Here is a 14,856-nt window from a genome sequence, read left to right as displayed (position 1 = left end):
GCCAGCGTAGGTGAAAGCGGACGGTAAATCGACCAACCAGTACCCCATACCACTGGTTGTTTTCGCAGGTAACGGTATAGACCATTTGGTGTATGGGGGGTAGACCGCGCAGGTCGGGGGCAGGGTGCTCACGCAGAGTGGAACCCGGTTCGCACCTTCCGGGCCCGACGGAATTTTTTCCGGGTCGGCCACGTGAACGTGTGGTTTCGGGCACGTTCCCGTTCCAGGTGAGGGATAGGGGGGACCGGCTGCCCGGTACGCCTCGGAGCCTCGTCTAGGGTGGTCAACCGTGTCTTACACGACGAAGAACGGCGTCTCCTCGCCGTACGTGGAGCTCGACCGGGACGCCTGGGCCGCCCTGCGCGCCTCCACGCCGCTGTCCCTGACCGAGGCGGACCTGGCCGCTCTGCGCGGCACCACCGACCCCACGTCCCTGGACGACGTGCGGGACGTCTACCTGCCCCTGTCGCGACTGCTCAACCTCTACGTGGGCGCCACCCAGCAGCGGCACGCCGCCGTCCGCGCCTTCCTGGGGGAGACCGACCGGCCCTCCCCGTTCATCATCGGCGTCGCGGGCAGCGTCGCGGTCGGCAAGTCCACGACCGCGCGCCTCCTGCGCTCCCTGCTCGCCCAGTGGCCCAACCACCCCGACGTGGAACTGGTCAGCACGGACAACTTCCTCTATCCGAACGCCGTCCTCCAGGCGCGCGGGCTGATGCGGCGGAAGGGCTTCCCCGAGAGCTACGACCGGCGCGCGCTGGTGCGCTTCGTGTCGGAGATGAAGGCGGGCGCCGGGCGCATCGACATTCCCGTCTACTCCCACCTGGCCTACGACATCGTCCCCGGGGAGCGCCAGACCGTCCGCCGCCCGGACATCCTCATCGTCGAGGGCATCAACGTCCTCCAGCCCGCCACCGCCGGACACCTGGCCGTGGCCGACTTCTTCGACTTCTCCCTCTACGTCGACGCCCGGGTCGAGAACGTCCGCAACTGGTACCTCGACCGTTTCCGGGAGCTGCGCCGCACCGCCTTCGCCGACCCGCGCTCCTACTTCCACCACATGGCCACGACCATCGGTGAGGAGGAGGCCGTGGAGTTCGCGGCCAACACCTGGCGCACGATCAACGAGGTCAACCTGGTGGAGAACATCCGCCCGACCCGGGGCCGCGCCACCCTGGTCCTCCACAAGGGAGACGACCACCGGGTACAGCGGGTCCGCCTGCGCAAGACCTGAGCGTGCTCATGCGGCCTCGCGGGCTCGGCCAGGGCTTGGGGCGCGGAGTACCGGGGTGTTCGTCGTCGCTTTCGCCTGGCTCGTTCCTCGCTGGCGGCTCGGCTCCTCCTGCACACCCCGGTGCGCCCCTCGCGTCCTGTCCGTCGTCGGGGTTTGCCGTCGCCCGCCGCGACGGCTAGGGTGGGGCTTCTTTTCCGGCCGCGCCCCCAGGGGTGTGGTGCGCTCTGACGGATCGGAACGAACCGGGCCTTCCACGGCGACCGGGGCGGGACCCGCGCACGCGACGCGGCCGCGTCATGTCCCGCCCAGCCCCTCCGAGGTCCGCCCATGACCACGACCGATCCCTCCGACGTGCCCGTGAGCCCCGAGCTCCAGGCCGAACGCGACCACCTCGCCGCCGCCCGCGCAGCCCTGACCCGGATGCGCGAGGAGGTCCAGGGCACCGCCCTCATGCTCGGTGACGTCGTCAACGACAAGGTCACCAACGCCGCCCTCCGCCGCGGCCGCGAGCGCCGCCTCGCCGCCCTGGCCGACGTCCCCGGGGCCCCGCTGTTCTTCGGCCGCCTCGACTTCGACCCCGGCAGCGTCCTCGTCGACGACGGACCCGCCCCCGACCGGGGCCGGGGGCCCGACCGGTTGCACATCGGCCGCCGCCACGTCCACGACGCCGACGGCCGCCCCATGGTCCTGGACTGGCGGGCACCCCTGTGCGTCGCCTACTACCGGGCCTCGCCCACCGACCGCATGGGCGTCCTCAACCGTCGCCGCTACGGCTTCGGCGCCACGGCGGACGGGGAGGGATCCGAGGTCGTCCTCACCGCCTTCGAGGACGAACCGCTCACGGCCGCCGACACCAGTGCGGCCCCCGCCGACGGGCTGCTCGCCGCCGAGATCGAACGGCCCCGCACCGGACCGATGCGCGACATCGTCGCCACCATCCAGCCCGAGCAGGACGACCTGGTCCGGGCTCCGCTGGAGACCACCCTGTGCGTCCAGGGCGCACCCGGCACCGGCAAGACCGCCGTCGGCCTCCACCGCATCGCCTTCCTCCTCTACACCGAGCGCGAACGCCTCGCCCGCTCCGGCGTGGCGATCATCGGCCCCAACCGCGCCTTCCTCTCCTACATCCGCGACGTCCTGCCCGCCCTCGGCGAGGTCGACGTCGCCCAGACCACGGTCACCGAGCTGCTCACCGCCGACCTGCCCGAGCGCTCCCGCCCCGCCGCCGGATGGGTGCGCCGGACCGAGGAACCCGACGCCGCCCGGATCAAGGGCGAGGCCCGGATGGCGGAGGTCCTGCGCCGAGACCTGTGGTCCCACCTGCGCGAACCCGAGGAGACCGTGGTGGTCCGCCGGGGCGCGCGCCGCTGGCGCCTGTACCCCGAGGACCTGCGCCCCCTCCTGGACGAGTTGGCCGAACGCGGTGTCGCCTACGGGGCGGGCCGTGAACTGCTCTCGCACCGCATCGCGCACGCCGTGCTGTCCCTCATGGAGTCCGCGGGGGAGGTCTGCGACGACCGCACGCACGCCCAGGTGCGGCGCGACCCCGCGGTCAGGTCGGCGGTGAACGCCCTGTGGCCCAAGGTCGACCCCCTCAGGCTCGTCCTGGGTCTGCTCACCGACCCCGAACGGCTCGCCCGTGCCGCCGACGGGGTCCTCGGCCCCGACGAACAGAGGTCCGTCCTGCTGCCCGGCAGTCCGCGCGGCCCCAAGTCGGCGCGGTGGTCGGAGGAGGACCTGGCCCTGGTGGACGAGGCGGCGGCGCTCGTCGAGCGCCCCGCCGGGCTGGGGCACATCGTCGTGGACGAGGCCCAGGACCTCAGCCCGATGCAGTGCCGCGCGATCGGCCGGCGCTGCGTGTCGGGGTCGCTGACCGTGCTCGGCGACATCGCCCAGGGCACCAGCCCCTCGGCGGCGAAGAACTGGTCCACGCTCCTGGAACACCTGGGCAAGCCCACCGGCCACCTGAGGGTCCTCGACCGGGGGTACCGCGTCCCCGCGCAGATCATCGACTTCGCCGCCCGTCTGCTGCCCGTCATCGCCCCCGGGCTGGGCGCCCCGTCGGCCGTCCGTCGGGCGGAGGGCTCCCTGACCGTCACCGCGGCCGACGGGCCGGTCACCTCCGCGGTCGCCCAGGCGTGCCGGGACGCGCTCAAGGGCGAGGGTTCGGTGGGACTGATCGCCGCCGACCACGAACTCCCCCTGCTGCGGGACGCCCTGGTCGCGGAGGGGCTGACCGCCCCGCTCCTCGGCGAGGCCGGTCCGGACGCGGGCCGCCTGGTGGCGGTGCCCGCGAGCCTGGCCAAGGGCCTGGAGTTCGACGCCGTCGTGGTCGCCGAACCCGCCTCCGTGGTGGCGGCGGAGGAGCGCGGCGCCAACCGGCTCTACGTGGTGCTCACCCGTGCGGTGAGCACGCTCCACGTGGTGCACTCCCGGCCGCTTCCCGCGGCGCTCCGGTGAGACCGCGGTCCGGGCCCACGGCCTTCGTGGCGGTGGCCGGGGTCCGGGCCGCTCCTCGCGTACGGACGGACCGCCGTCCCGTCAGCCGGCGGCCGCTGCCGCCCGACCGTCGTGCGCCCGTTTCCAGGGGCCGGGTACGATCCCGGCGGTGAGCAGCCACAGCGCGACCGTCGCCAGGTGCGCGCGTTGCACCAGTCCCAGCGGGACCCCGGGGTCGCCGTCACCGGAGGACCAGTACAGGATCCCGGCCAGGATCAGGACGGCGACGGCCGCCACCGCCTGGAGCACGGCCATGACCGCCACGAACAGCCACGCCGGGTCGTCGGCGCTCCACCGGTTCACCGCCAGCGCGACCACGCTCAGCAGCGCCGCCGCCACCGCCGCCAACGACATCAGCGCCTGCGCGACCGTGGCGCCGTGCACGCCCTCGGCCAGTGACTCGGCGGCGCACGCGACGTCGGTGGAGACCCGGCAGGCGCCCGGCATCAGCGACGTGGCCAGGGAGAGCGCGCCGAACACGGCCATCGACCACCAGGAGACCCGCAGCCAGCGCCGCGTCTGCCTCGCACCCAGGGACAGCCCCAGCGCGGCAGCCGCGATGACCAGGATCGACGCCGTGCGGTGGGTGCTGTCCAGGAACCGGCCGAAGGTCGATCCCGGTTCGGCCAGCGCCCCCTGCGCGGCTCCGCCCCCGGGCAGGACGACCTCCAGGACCCAGAGGCTGTAGACCACGGCCGCCGCCACGGCGGCCACCCTTCCGTCCCGGTAGTCCCAGTGCAGGCTCGCGGTGCTCGTGTCAGGCATGCCGCCCTCCCGTTCCGCCGACGGCGTCTTCTCCCCCATGAGACGTGGCCGGGCCCGTTCACGTTCCGTTCCCCGGCGGAACACGGGTCGTTTCCGAACCTACGTCAGCCAACTCGCGGCGGCACCGTTATCCGCGGGTGCGTGTTGGCGCGCCATGATCGGAGTAAGGGGGATCATCAGACACCGCGTGCGTGACCGTCGGGAACCGCGCGGACCGGGACACGTCCGACAGGAAGGCATACGTGATGGACGGTGCGGCCACGACACGGTGGCTGGTCGTGGGAGTGGACGGCAGCGACTCCAGCAGGCACGCGCTGGAGTGGACGGCCCACCAGGCCGTGCTGCGCGGGTTCGGTCTGCGGATCGTCGTGGCGGCCTGTTCCCCCGCCTCCGTGGGCGTCTTCGAGGCGCCCGTCCCCGACGAGGGGCCCGCGGACGCGGGCGGGGCGGACACCTCCTCCGCCGAGCGCCTGCTGGCCTACGCCGCCGACTGGGTGTCCCGGCTCTTCCCGGAGTTGGCGACGGACACCGTACTGTCGCGGGCCCGGCCGCTGGAGGCGCTGCTCTCGGAGGCGGAGGGCCCCGGTGCGGCGGCGGTCGTGGTCGGGTCGCGCGGGCTCGGCGGTTTCCTCGCCGCGTTCGTGGGGTCGGTCGGGATCGAACTGGCCGCGCGCTCTCCCGTCCCCGTCGTGGTCATGCCGCACGCACACGCCTCCGCGCACGGTGTCCGCGGGCGCGTGATCGTCGGTGTCGACGGCTCCGAACCCAGCCGCCGGGCCGTGGAGTTCGGCTTCGCCCAGGCGGAGTTCGCCGGCACCGAGCTGGTCGCCGTCAGCGCCTGGCAGCCCCTGGTGGCCTTCGCCGCGGCCACCGGCCCCATCCCGCCCGAGCTGTTCGACGACACCACGGCCGCCGAGGCCGCGCGCCAGTCCCTGGAGGAGGAGATCGCCGAGGCCCGGCTGAGGCACCCGGGTGTGCCCGTGGTCCCCAGGGTCGTGCGCGCCCACCCGGTGGTCGCGCTGCTGGAGGAGGCCACCCCCGCCGACCTGATCGTGGTGGGCTCCCGGGGTCGGGGCGGCGTACGCGGGCTGCTGCTGGGCTCGGTGAGCCACTCCGTCCTCCACGGTGCGAAGGGCCCCGTCGCGATACTGCGCTGACCGCTCCACGTCCTCCTCCCCGGGGCCCAGCCCCGGTTCGCCCGCCCCCACCTGGGAGAACGAGTGGGGGTGACGTGTCGGCCGAGGGGAGAGGTCTAGTGGATCCCGACGGCGGCCGGTGCCCGCGGTGTGACGAAGAGCACCGGCCGCCGGTGTTGGTTGTGGCTGGTGGGGCAACCGCCCCGTGTTCTGGGAAAAGCTGCTCCCACCTGTGTCGGAGCGTGACCTCGGAGGGTGCTGTCCGGCACGCTGGTGCACGACACGAATCCCTTGCTGTGCAGCGGAATCCGAGGTCCCTCGTTCACATATTTAGACCATTGGCCTATACCAATTGGTCACTACCCCGCGTCGTCGTTCATGATGCGAGTGATCTCGACATTCGAAGAGGAGCGGCTGTGACTGACGTGGGTATCGATGTGGGTGTTGCCCCGACCGACCATGAGGAGCTGGTCTCCTGGGTGCGCGAGGTGGCCGAGCTCACGCAGCCGGACGCGGTCGTGTGGTGCGACGGATCCGACGAGGAGTGGACCCGCCTCACCGACCTGCTCGTCGAGCAGGGCACGTTCACCCGGCTCAATCCGGAGAAACGGCCCAACAGCTTCTACTGCACGTCCGACCCCACCGACGTCGCCCGGGTGGAGGACCGCACCTTCATCTGCTCCGAGCGCGAGGAGGACGCGGGCCCCACGAACAACTGGATCGCTCCCGACGAGATGCGCGCCACCTTCGGCGAGGTCTTCAGGGGCGCCATGCGCGGCCGCACCATGTACGTCGTGCCCTTCTGCATGGGTCCCCTCGGCGGTGACATCTCCCAGCTGGGCGTCGAGATCACCGACTCGCCCTACGTCGTGGTGTCCATGCGGATCATGGCCCGGATGGGCTCGGCGGCCCTGCGCCTCATCGAGGAGCGCGGCGAGTTCGTCAAGGCCGTCCACTCCGTCGGCGCCCCCCTGGAGCCCGGCCAGCAGGACGTGCCCTGGCCGTGCAACAGCACCAAGTACATCTCGCACTTCCCCGAGACGCGTGAGATCTGGTCCTACGGGTCCGGTTACGGCGGCAACGCCCTCCTCGGCAAGAAGTGCTACGCGCTGCGCATCGCCTCGGTCATGGCCCGCGACGAGGGCTGGCTGGCCGAGCACATGCTGATCCTCAAGGTCACCTCCCCCGAGGGCGGGTCGCACTACGTCGCCGCCGCGTTCCCGAGCGCCTGCGGCAAGACCAACCTCGCCATGCTCCAGCCGACCATCCCCGGCTGGAAGGTCGAGACGGTCGGTGACGACATCGCCTGGATGCGCTTCGACTCCGAGGGCCAGCTCCGCGCGATCAACCCCGAGGCGGGCTTCTTCGGCGTCGCGCCCGGAACCGGCGTCGAGACCAACGCCAACGCCATCGACACGCTGTGGGGCAACAGCATCTTCACCAACGTCGCCCTCACCGACGACGGCGACGTGTGGTGGGAGGGCCTCACCGAGGAGCCGCCCGCGCACCTGACCGACTGGAAGGGCCGCGACTGGACGCCGGACTCCCCCGAGCCCGCCGCCCACCCGAACTCCCGCTTCACCACCCCGGCCGGGCAGGCGCCGACCATCGCCGCCGAGTGGGAGGACCCGGCGGGCGTGCCGATCTCGGCGATCCTGTTCGGCGGCCGCCGCGCCACCGCGGTCCCGCTGGTCACCGAGTCCCTGAGCTGGCGGCACGGCGTCTACATGGGCGCCAACGTCTCCTCCGAGAAGACCGCCGCCGCCGAGGGCACCGTCGGCGAGCTGCGCCGCGACCCCTTCGCCATGCTGCCCTTCTGCGGCTACAACATGGGTGACTACTTCGCCCACTGGCTGCGGGTGGGCGCGGGCGCCGACCAGGCCAAGCTGCCGACGATCTTCTACGTGAACTGGTTCCGCAAGGACGCCGACGGCCGCTTCGTCTGGCCCGGGTTCGGTGAGAACAGCCGCGTGATCAAGTGGATCGTGGAGCGCCTGGAGGGCCGCGCCGAGGCGGTCGGCACCCCGATCGGCAACGTGCCGACCCCCGACGGGATCGACACCGAGGGCCTGGACCTGTCCGGCGAGGACCTGGAGTTCCTGCTCTCCGTGGACCGCGACATCTGGAAGCAGGAGGCCGCGCTGGTCCCCGAGTTCTTCAAGACCTTCGGCGACCACCTTCCCAGCGAGCTCTGGGACGAGTACCACGCGCTGCTGGACCGGCTCGGTCAGTAACCGACCGGCCAGCGGACGCCTCGCCGACCCCGCCTTCCGCACACGGGGTCGGCACCGGGGGCGCGGGAGCCGTGGCCCCCGCGCCCCCGCCGCCGTGTCCCCCGCGACCCGGCGCGGACCGCGGGGGACCTCTCCGCGTCAGCCCTGCCTGAAGTCGAACCACCCCTCCAGGGAGGCGAACTCCCTGCCGTCCCCGGTGGTCGCGTACCACCAGAGCCAGAGCTCACCGGAGTGGGCCTGCCAGGGGACCTTGACCGTCCAGCTCTGCCGCCAGGGACCGGCCAGGGCGTCGACGTCGCCCGACAGTTCGGCGCCCGCCTCCGCCAGCCGCTCGGTCAGCGGCCTGGTGCTCTCGCCGAGCTTGAGGTCGCCGACCTTGCGTACCTGGCGCACCTGGACCTGGCTCAGGTCCACGGGTTCCCTCAGGACGGCGTCGATGTCGCAGCGGATCACGTTCCCGGGCTCCGGCGCCCCGGGAGTCAGCGTGATGTCGCTGATCTCGAGGACGCTCCTCTTCTTGGTCTTCCTGCCGCTGATGTCCTTGATGTGTTTCGTGGGCATGGTCAGAGTGTAATAACTAAGCTACTTAGAGTCATGTCATGGTTGCGGTCCTGTGCCGCACCGGATCTTCGACCAGTCGGACGTGCCCGCGGTCGTCACCTGGCTGAACCCGCCCTGGGTCCCGTGGGCCGTTGCCCGCCCCGCCCGGGGGACGGAGGACGGGCCGCTCCGGGCCGCGGGCTCACTCCTCGATGCGCTTGATCGTGCGCACCCGGTCGGCCGCGATACGGAAGACCACGCCGATGCCCTCCTTGGTGAAGTCGACGAAGGTTCCGACGGTCACGAAGTGGTCGGCCTCGACGTCGACGGTGTCGCTGAACCCCTCGTTGATCCTGAACGTCGCCATGGTGCGTGCCTTCCCCTGCGGCGCCGTGGTCCACTGGCGGTACCACCAGCGTAGACCCGTGCGGGGCCGGAGGTCAGCCGCCGGGGGCCGCGGCTGGCCCGCCGTCCGCTACCCGGCCTCCGGCCCCCGCCCCCGGCGTTCGGCGAACACCCACCGCCATGTCTCGGCCGACCGGAGCAGGTCGTCGTTGATCTGTTCCAGGAACCCGCCCACCTCCGCCATGCGGGTGCCGCCGGATCGGTTCCGGCATGTGCGCGCTGACCGCCCCCGGCCTGTGCGACCAGGACGCCGGGGACGGCCTGGTGGTGGTGCACGGCGACCCCGACGCGGAGGGGAACGCCGAGGCGCTCGACCGCGCGCTGGGCGCCTGTCCGTCGGGGGCGGTCACCCCCGGTCCCTGACCGGCCCGGGCACATTTCGGGGCGTTCTCCCTTTCGCCCCGGGTGACGGCGCCGCCCGTGCTACGCATGGACGGTCACCCGTCGCCTTCCTCCGGGATAACTCATGACGTCGCTCCTGTTGGTCCTCGCAGTCCTGGTCGCCATGGTCGGCGGCGCCGTGCTCGCCACCCGCAGGTTCGGTGTCAGCGACGAGTTCTCCGGTGGCGCCGTCGGCGTCGTCGTCGCCCCCTGCGCGCTGGCCCTGTACCTGGTGGCCGCGGCGATGGGCGTCGTCATCGGGTGGGAGGACTTCACGGGGGCCCAGGACGGCACGGTCTCCGAGGCGGGTGCGGCCCAGTCGCTGTACTGGAGCACCACCGCCTTCCCGGAGGAGGAGGGCGAGGTGGTGCGCTCGCACCTGCGCGACTACCTGACCACGGTGGTGGAGGACGACTGGCCGCTGATGGCGCGGTCCGGCGAGGTCAGCCCCGAGGGCGACGACTCTCTCGCCGACCTGGCGGCCTCGGTCCGGGCCCTGTCGGTCTCCGACACGGGCGACGGCCTGGACCGGCTGACCGCCCGCCAGGAGCTGACCAATCTGAGCGACGCGCGCGTCGCGCGGGCGGGCGCGGCGGGCGACACGGTCCCGACCGTCCTGTTGATCCTGGCCGTCGTGTCCGCCGTGGCCGTCGCCGTGCTGCCGTTCGCCATGATCAGGCGGGGTGCGACGGTGGCCTACTTCTGGGCGGCGGTCAACCTGGTGTTCGTCTTCGGCACCATCGTGCTGCTGTTCTACCTGGGCACGCCCTACGACGGGATCCTCGCCAGCGACGCCGGGGGGATCGAGGACGCGCTGGCGGCCTTCGACCGCACCGACCGCGCCCTCGACGCCCGCTGACCCCGGTCCGTCAGACCGTCCGTCGAGCGGCGGCGCGGCCCGCACCGCCCGCGGCCAGGGCGGCGACGACCACGGCGACGGCCATGGTGCGCATGGGGGTGAACGCCCCCGCGGTCTCCTGGCCGCCGGGGGCGGGGAGGCCCGCCAGGATCTCCCCGTCCACCGGCTCGGGTGCGTCGGGTGCGGGTACCGGCGACGCGGAGGGGTCCTCGGCGACGGGATCCTCCGCCGGGGCCGACGCCCCGGGCTCCGCGGGGGCGGGCGCCGGGGCGGCGGTCGCGGGCTCGGTCACCTCGCGCCCGGCCTCGGCCGGCGGCTCGGGGACACCGGGGTCGGCCGAGCGCTCCGGCTCGACCGGCGGTACCGGATCGGGGGGAAGGGTCGGTTCGGGTTCCGGCCGCTCCGGTCCGGCGGGCTCGCACGGCGGGGCCGCGCCCGGCCGTACCGCCACGCGCATCCCGTTGGCGCACACCAGGACGTAGGACCCGGCACGCACCTGGATCCGCGCGTCCGGCGTCGCCACGGTTCCGCCCGGGATGTCGGTCTCCTGGGCCGCGGCCGCCGCGGAGCAGGCGAGTACGAGCCCGCTGGCCGCGATCAGGGCGGGCAGGGTATGTCGGGAGGGGGGCACGTCACTCCTTGTGGTGCAATGGGGCCGTGGTGTGATCGTACGACGTCAGGCTAGGCCGCGCCCCCGAAACCGCGGCTTCAGGGCGCGTGGAGGCGCAGGACCGCGTGTTCGGCCCAGTCCGGCGGCCGGGTGCACCGGGAGACGACCGCCATCGTCGTGAAGGCCAGCGGGATCGTCCAGGCCGCGGGCTGCGCCAGCAGGACCGTCGGCCACCCCTCCGGTGTGTCCGCGAGGATCGACCACCCGACCGCGCCCGTCGCCGTCACCGCGCCGACGACCAGCCCGGCCGCCGCCCCCGGCAGCGTCAGCCGCCGCCACCAGATGCCCAGGACGAGAAGCGGGCAGAAGGTCGACGCGGCCACCGTGAACGCCCACACCACGAGCACGTTGATGTCGATGCCCTGGACCGGGAGCGCCATCAGCACCGCCACGCACGCCCCCACCGCGACCGCCAGCCGCAGCCGGGGCACGCTCCCCTGGAACAGGTCGTGCGACAACCCGCCCGCCAGCGCCAGCAGCAGCCCGGACGACGTCGACAGGAACGCGCCGAACGCCCCGGCCGCCACCAACGCGGTCAGCAGGGTCCCGGCCGTCCCCGGAGCCGCCTCTGCGGGCAGCACCACCGCCACCGTGTCGGTGCCGCGCAGCAGCACCAGTTGGGGGGTCAGCACCCGGCCCAACAGCCCGTACACCGTCGGGAACAGGTAGAACAGCCCGAGCAGCGCGATCACGCCCACACCCACCCGACGGGCCACGTGCGCGGTCGGGCTGGTGTGGAAACGCATGATGACGTGCGGCAGGCCCATGCACCCGAGTGTGATCGCCAGCAGCGTCGACCACGTCTCGAACAGCGGGAAACCGCCCGTGCCCAGCAGCGGCCTGCTCCACTGGGCGCCGCCCAGCTCCGGTAGGCCCGCCGGGTGCGGGACCCCCGCGCCGGCCGGGAACACGTACTCGGTCCCCGCCGTCACCGTGTGCCCGCCCGCCGTCAGCTCCACCGCGGCGCCGGAGGGGTCGGTCACCGTCACCGGCTCCTCCAGATGGAAGCGCGTGCCCACGGTGAACTCCACGGGCGTCGTCTCGGGGAAGTGCGTCCCCCACTCCGGGTGCAGCGCCTCGGACCGGGTGTTTGCCCCCGCGACCACCACGAGGTACACGGCGGGAACCGCGATGAAGGCCAGCTTGACCGCGTAGTGGAAGGCCTGCACGTAGGTCGCCGACCGCATGCCCCCCGCGGCGATCGACCCGCTCACCACGACCCCGGCGAGGACCACGCCCACCCAGTACGGTGTCCCGCTGACCAGGGTCAGTACCACCCCGGCCCCCTTGAACTGGGGCACCAGGTACAGGAGCATGATCACCAGCACCACGAGGCCGCAGAGTTTGCGCAACCGCGGCGCGCCCAGCCGGTACTCCGCGAAGTCGGGGACGGTGTAGGCCCCGGACCGGCGCATCGGTCCCGCCACCAGCGCCACCACCGCGACGTAGCCCGCGGTGAACCCGACCGCGTACCACATCGCGCCGACCCCGTTCTTGAGCACCAGGCCCGCCAGTCCGAGCATCGATGCCGCCGACAGGTACTCCCCGGCGATCGCCATCGCGTTCCAGTGGGGGGTGACGCGGCGCGAGGCCACCAGGAAGTCCGAGGCCGACCGTGCCGCCCGCACACCGTAGACACCGATCACCAGGCTGGTGACCAGGACCAGACCGATGGCCAGGACGGAGGTCACCGTCCGTCCCCGCCCGTGCCGTCGCTCCCGGGCGCGGGCGCCCCCGCCTCCCGTTCCTCGGCGCGTTCGGCCGAGCGCACGTGCCACAGCGCCAGCCCGAACAGCAGCGGGTACACCGCCACCGCCAACAGCAGCCACGACACCGGCAGCTCCGCCCACCGGATCCTGCCCAGGACCGGGAACAGGGCGAACGCCCCGCTCATCCCGAAGAGCACCACCGACAGCAGCGCGACCGTGCGTACCGCGATCCGCCGCTGGGAGCGGAACAGGCGTCGCGCCCGCTCCGTGTCCACCGGCTCCGGGATCGGCAGCAGGTGCTGCACCGGTCGGTTGCCCCTGGCCAGCGCCACCCGGGTCTGGGGGCTCGTCAGCTTCTCACGGCGCGCGCTCATGGCGCCGGCCGGTGCGGGGGGCCGTCATCGTCCCTGGCGGCGCTCCGCCCGGTCGGCGCGCCGCGTCCGTTCGCGGCCCGTCCCAACTGGTCCCGCCGCGCCGCCTCCAGCAGTTGTTCGCGCAGGTGGCGACCGTGCCTGCGGCTGACCGGAACGTCACCGGCCGGTGTTCCCGCCACCAGACCCGACGAGGAGGTCACCCGCAGGTCGCGCACCCACGGGATGGCGATGAGGTAGCCGCGGTGCACGCGGACGAACCCCGCCGCCGCCCACACCTCCTCCAGGTAGGACAGCGACAGCCGGATCAGGTGTGTGCCGTCGGCGGTGTGCAGGCGCACGTAGTCGCCCTGGGCCTCGACGAACTGCACGTCGTCGCGCTTGACGAACACCGTTCGCCGCCCGGAGTCGATCTGCACCACGTGCAGGTCCTCCGCGGGCGGGGCCGCGTCGGCGGGCCGCCGCAGCTGGGCGATCCGGCCGACCGCCTCCGCCAGCCGCTCGGGGCGGATCGGCTTGAGCAGGTAGTCGACGGCACCGATCCCGAACGCCTCCACGGCGTGCGCCTCCGAGGCCGTCACGAACACGATCGACGGCGGCTCCGACAGCACACTCAGCACCCGGGCCACGTCCATGCCGTCCAGCCCGGGCATGAGGATGTCGAGGAAGGCCGCGTCGATCGTGGTCGTGCCCAGGAGCCGCACCGCCGTCGCGCCGTTCTCGGCGACCAGGACCTCCGCGACCTCGGGCATGTCCCCGAGCAGGGCGGCCATCTCCTGCCGGGTCGACGCCTCGTCCTCGACGACCAGGACCCTGAGCCGTGCCCTCACGGTGCCACCACACCCCGGGTGAACCTCGGTACGCGCACGGTCACCTTCGTCCCCTCTCCCAGCGCGGTCTCGATGACCAGACCGTACTCGGGTCCGTAGACGGCGCGCAGCCGCTGGTCCACGTTGGCCAGCCCCACCCCCCGCGACTCGGGGCCGGTTCCCGCCAGCAGCGACCGGGCCAGGTCCGGGTGCATGCCGATCCCGTCGTCCTCGATCTCGATCACGCACAGCGGCCCCTCGCCGTAGCCGGACACGCTGATGTGCCCGCGCCCCTCCTTGCGCTCCAGGCCGTGCCGGATGGCGTTCTCCACGATCGGCTGCACCACCAGGAACGGGACCGCCACCGGCAGCACCTCCGGCGCCATGCGCACGGTGATGTCGAGACGGTCGTGGAACCGGGCCCGCTGGAGTTCGAGGTAGGTCTGGGTGGCCTCCAGCTCGTCGGCGACCGTCGCGTAGTCGCCCTTGTCGGAGAAGCCGTAGCGCAGGTAGTCGGCGAAGTCCGACAACAGGTGGCGGGCGCGGTCGGGGTCGGTGCGCACGAGCGCCGCGATCACGGCGAGCGCGTTGTGCACGAAGTGCGGGGAGATCTGCGCCCGGAGCGACCGCAGGTCGGCGGCGGCGATGCGGGCCCGGGCCCGGCGCAGCGCCGCGTGGTCGAGGTGCTCGGCCACCAGCGCGGCGGCGGCCTCGACGTCGGCCTCCACCGCCTCGCCCGCGACCACCAGAGCCCCGGACAGCTCCTCGGCCACCATGAGCGGGACCGCGTACACCGGGGTGCCGTCCGGAAGGCGGCCGCGCGTGCCGCCCCCGTACTCGAAGACCTGGGCGAGCAGGCCCGCCACGTCGGACGAACCGACGCGCCGGCCGTGGGCGGCGACCGGGCCGTCGAGGTCGGCCAGGACCACGCCGTCCACCGTGAGCAGCCGACGCAGGCGCCGGGCGGCGGCGGGCGCGCCCCGACCGTGCAGACCGTCCTGGAGATCGAGCCCCAGGGCGTGGATCTGGCGCATCAACTCGGCACTCGACGGGCGCTCCGAGGACGCCGGGCGCCGTCGGGAGGGGGACAACCGCGACAGCCACCTGTATGACACAGAACGACCCTATCCCAGCGTGATGTGTCGATGGTCACGTTTGGGTGGTCTCCTTCGTCGGGAACCCGCACAGGGGTCGGGCCCGCCCCCGGACGGTCGGGGCGGGCCCGTGTTCGTTGTGGTCCGCGG

Annotated in this window: 14 protein-coding genes; 6 read left to right on the top strand and 8 right to left on the bottom strand. The window is 73.0% G+C overall.

Translation table 11 applies throughout. The features are described from left to right. Positions 1 to 328: 328 nt before the first annotated feature. Positions 329 to 1,234: a type I pantothenate kinase gene (gene coaA, locus ACTVAJ_RS28735; protein ID WP_470391475.1), complete on the top strand. Its 906-nt coding sequence runs from the start codon at positions 329 to 331 to the stop codon at positions 1,232 to 1,234. Between the two features lie 327 nt (positions 1,235 to 1,561). Continuing rightward, positions 1,562 to 3,694 (top strand): HelD family protein, encoded by a 2,133-nt coding sequence (locus ACTVAJ_RS28730; protein ID WP_470391428.1) that lies wholly within the window; start codon positions 1,562 to 1,564, stop codon positions 3,692 to 3,694. Between the two features lie 81 nt (positions 3,695 to 3,775). On the opposite strand, the gene ACTVAJ_RS28725 is transcribed toward ACTVAJ_RS28730, so the two are convergent. Next, complete coding sequence (locus tag ACTVAJ_RS28725) at positions 3,776 to 4,498, bottom strand: DUF998 domain-containing protein (protein WP_470391427.1); 723 nt, start codon at positions 4,496 to 4,498, stop codon at positions 3,776 to 3,778. Between the two features lie 245 nt (positions 4,499 to 4,743). On the opposite strand from ACTVAJ_RS28725, the gene ACTVAJ_RS28720 reads away from it, so the two are divergent. Continuing rightward, positions 4,744 to 5,655 carry a universal stress protein gene (locus ACTVAJ_RS28720; protein ID WP_470391474.1) on the top strand — a complete coding sequence of 304 codons (912 nt, stop codon included), beginning with the start codon at positions 4,744 to 4,746 and terminating at the stop codon, positions 5,653 to 5,655. Positions 5,656 to 6,059: 404 nt separating this feature from the next. Continuing rightward, positions 6,060 to 7,868: a phosphoenolpyruvate carboxykinase (GTP) gene (locus tag ACTVAJ_RS28715; RefSeq protein ID WP_470391473.1), complete on the top strand. Its 1,809-nt coding sequence runs from the start codon at positions 6,060 to 6,062 to the stop codon at positions 7,866 to 7,868. 138 nt (positions 7,869 to 8,006) lie between these two features. Here the strand turns inward: ACTVAJ_RS28715 and ACTVAJ_RS28710 are convergent, their stop codons facing one another. Both ACTVAJ_RS28710 and ACTVAJ_RS28705 read right to left on the bottom strand, forming a co-directional pair. Then, complete coding sequence (locus ACTVAJ_RS28710; RefSeq protein ID WP_470391426.1) at positions 8,007 to 8,429, bottom strand: hypothetical protein; 423 nt, start codon at positions 8,427 to 8,429, stop codon at positions 8,007 to 8,009. Positions 8,430 to 8,610: 181 nt separating this feature from the next. Continuing rightward, positions 8,611 to 8,775, bottom strand: coding sequence for a hypothetical protein (locus ACTVAJ_RS28705; protein ID WP_470391425.1), 165 nt, complete (start codon positions 8,773 to 8,775; stop codon positions 8,611 to 8,613). Positions 8,776 to 9,023: 248 nt separating this feature from the next. Between ACTVAJ_RS28705 and ACTVAJ_RS28700 the strand changes: the two genes are divergently transcribed. Then, positions 9,024 to 9,176, top strand: a complete 153-nt coding sequence (locus ACTVAJ_RS28700) for a ferredoxin (protein ID WP_470391424.1) — start codon at positions 9,024 to 9,026, stop codon at positions 9,174 to 9,176. A 103-nt stretch (positions 9,177 to 9,279) separates the two neighbouring features. Beyond that, positions 9,280 to 10,053 carry a bestrophin-like domain gene (locus ACTVAJ_RS28695; RefSeq protein WP_470391423.1) on the top strand — a complete coding sequence of 258 codons (774 nt, stop codon included), beginning with the start codon at positions 9,280 to 9,282 and terminating at the stop codon, positions 10,051 to 10,053. Between the two features lie 10 nt (positions 10,054 to 10,063). On the opposite strand, the gene ACTVAJ_RS28690 is transcribed toward ACTVAJ_RS28695, so the two are convergent. The 5 genes from ACTVAJ_RS28690 to ACTVAJ_RS28670 all read right to left on the bottom strand — a co-directional run bounded on the left by ACTVAJ_RS28690 (position 10,064) and on the right by ACTVAJ_RS28670 (position 14,646). After that, positions 10,064 to 10,684 (bottom strand): hypothetical protein, encoded by a 621-nt coding sequence (locus ACTVAJ_RS28690; RefSeq protein WP_470391422.1) that lies wholly within the window; start codon positions 10,682 to 10,684, stop codon positions 10,064 to 10,066. Positions 10,685 to 10,761: 77 nt separating this feature from the next. Beyond that, complete coding sequence (locus tag ACTVAJ_RS28685; protein WP_470391421.1) at positions 10,762 to 12,414, bottom strand: sodium/solute symporter; 1,653 nt, start codon at positions 12,412 to 12,414, stop codon at positions 10,762 to 10,764. Continuing rightward, a complete protein-coding gene (locus ACTVAJ_RS28680; RefSeq protein WP_470391420.1) occupies positions 12,411 to 12,806 on the bottom strand; it encodes a hypothetical protein in 396 nt (131 codons plus the stop codon). The genes ACTVAJ_RS28685 and ACTVAJ_RS28680 overlap by 4 nt, the downstream gene beginning before the upstream one ends. Next, complete coding sequence (locus ACTVAJ_RS28675) at positions 12,803 to 13,633, bottom strand: LytR/AlgR family response regulator transcription factor (RefSeq protein WP_470391419.1); 831 nt, start codon at positions 13,631 to 13,633, stop codon at positions 12,803 to 12,805. Before ACTVAJ_RS28675 ends, ACTVAJ_RS28680 begins: the two co-directional genes overlap by 4 nt. Next, positions 13,630 to 14,646 carry a sensor histidine kinase gene (locus ACTVAJ_RS28670; protein WP_470391418.1) on the bottom strand — a complete coding sequence of 339 codons (1,017 nt, stop codon included), beginning with the start codon at positions 14,644 to 14,646 and terminating at the stop codon, positions 13,630 to 13,632. Before ACTVAJ_RS28670 ends, ACTVAJ_RS28675 begins: the two co-directional genes overlap by 4 nt. Positions 14,647 to 14,856: the final 210 nt, after the last annotated feature.

Source organism: Nocardiopsis sp. KDC1DS13DA1 (assembly GCF_055632325.1).
Note: the sequence above shows the minus strand (reverse complement) of the source record. Positions and strands in the feature narration are given on the sequence as shown.

What these genes read in the sequence shown, in the direction of transcription:
- ACTVAJ_RS28730 (WP_470391428.1), top strand. Translation starts at nt 1,562, where the DNA reads ATGACCACGACCGATCCCTCCGACGTGCCCGTGAGCCCCGAGCTCCAG.
- ACTVAJ_RS28700 (WP_470391424.1), top strand. Translation starts at nt 9,024, where the DNA reads ATGTGCGCGCTGACCGCCCCCGGCCTGTGCGACCAGGACGCCGGGGAC.
- ACTVAJ_RS28725 (WP_470391427.1), bottom strand. Translation starts at nt 4,498, where the DNA reads ATGCCTGACACGAGCACCGCGAGCCTGCACTGGGACTACCGGGACGGA.
- ACTVAJ_RS28710 (WP_470391426.1), bottom strand. Translation starts at nt 8,429, where the DNA reads ATGCCCACGAAACACATCAAGGACATCAGCGGCAGGAAGACCAAGAAG.
- ACTVAJ_RS28680 (WP_470391420.1), bottom strand. Translation starts at nt 12,806, where the DNA reads ATGAGCGCGCGCCGTGAGAAGCTGACGAGCCCCCAGACCCGGGTGGCG.
- ACTVAJ_RS28695 (WP_470391423.1), top strand. Translation starts at nt 9,280, where the DNA reads ATGACGTCGCTCCTGTTGGTCCTCGCAGTCCTGGTCGCCATGGTCGGC.
- ACTVAJ_RS28720 (WP_470391474.1), top strand. Translation starts at nt 4,744, where the DNA reads ATGGACGGTGCGGCCACGACACGGTGGCTGGTCGTGGGAGTGGACGGC.
- ACTVAJ_RS28670 (WP_470391418.1), bottom strand. Translation starts at nt 14,646, where the DNA reads ATGCGCCAGATCCACGCCCTGGGGCTCGATCTCCAGGACGGTCTGCAC.
- ACTVAJ_RS28705 (WP_470391425.1), bottom strand. Translation starts at nt 8,775, where the DNA reads ATGGCGACGTTCAGGATCAACGAGGGGTTCAGCGACACCGTCGACGTC.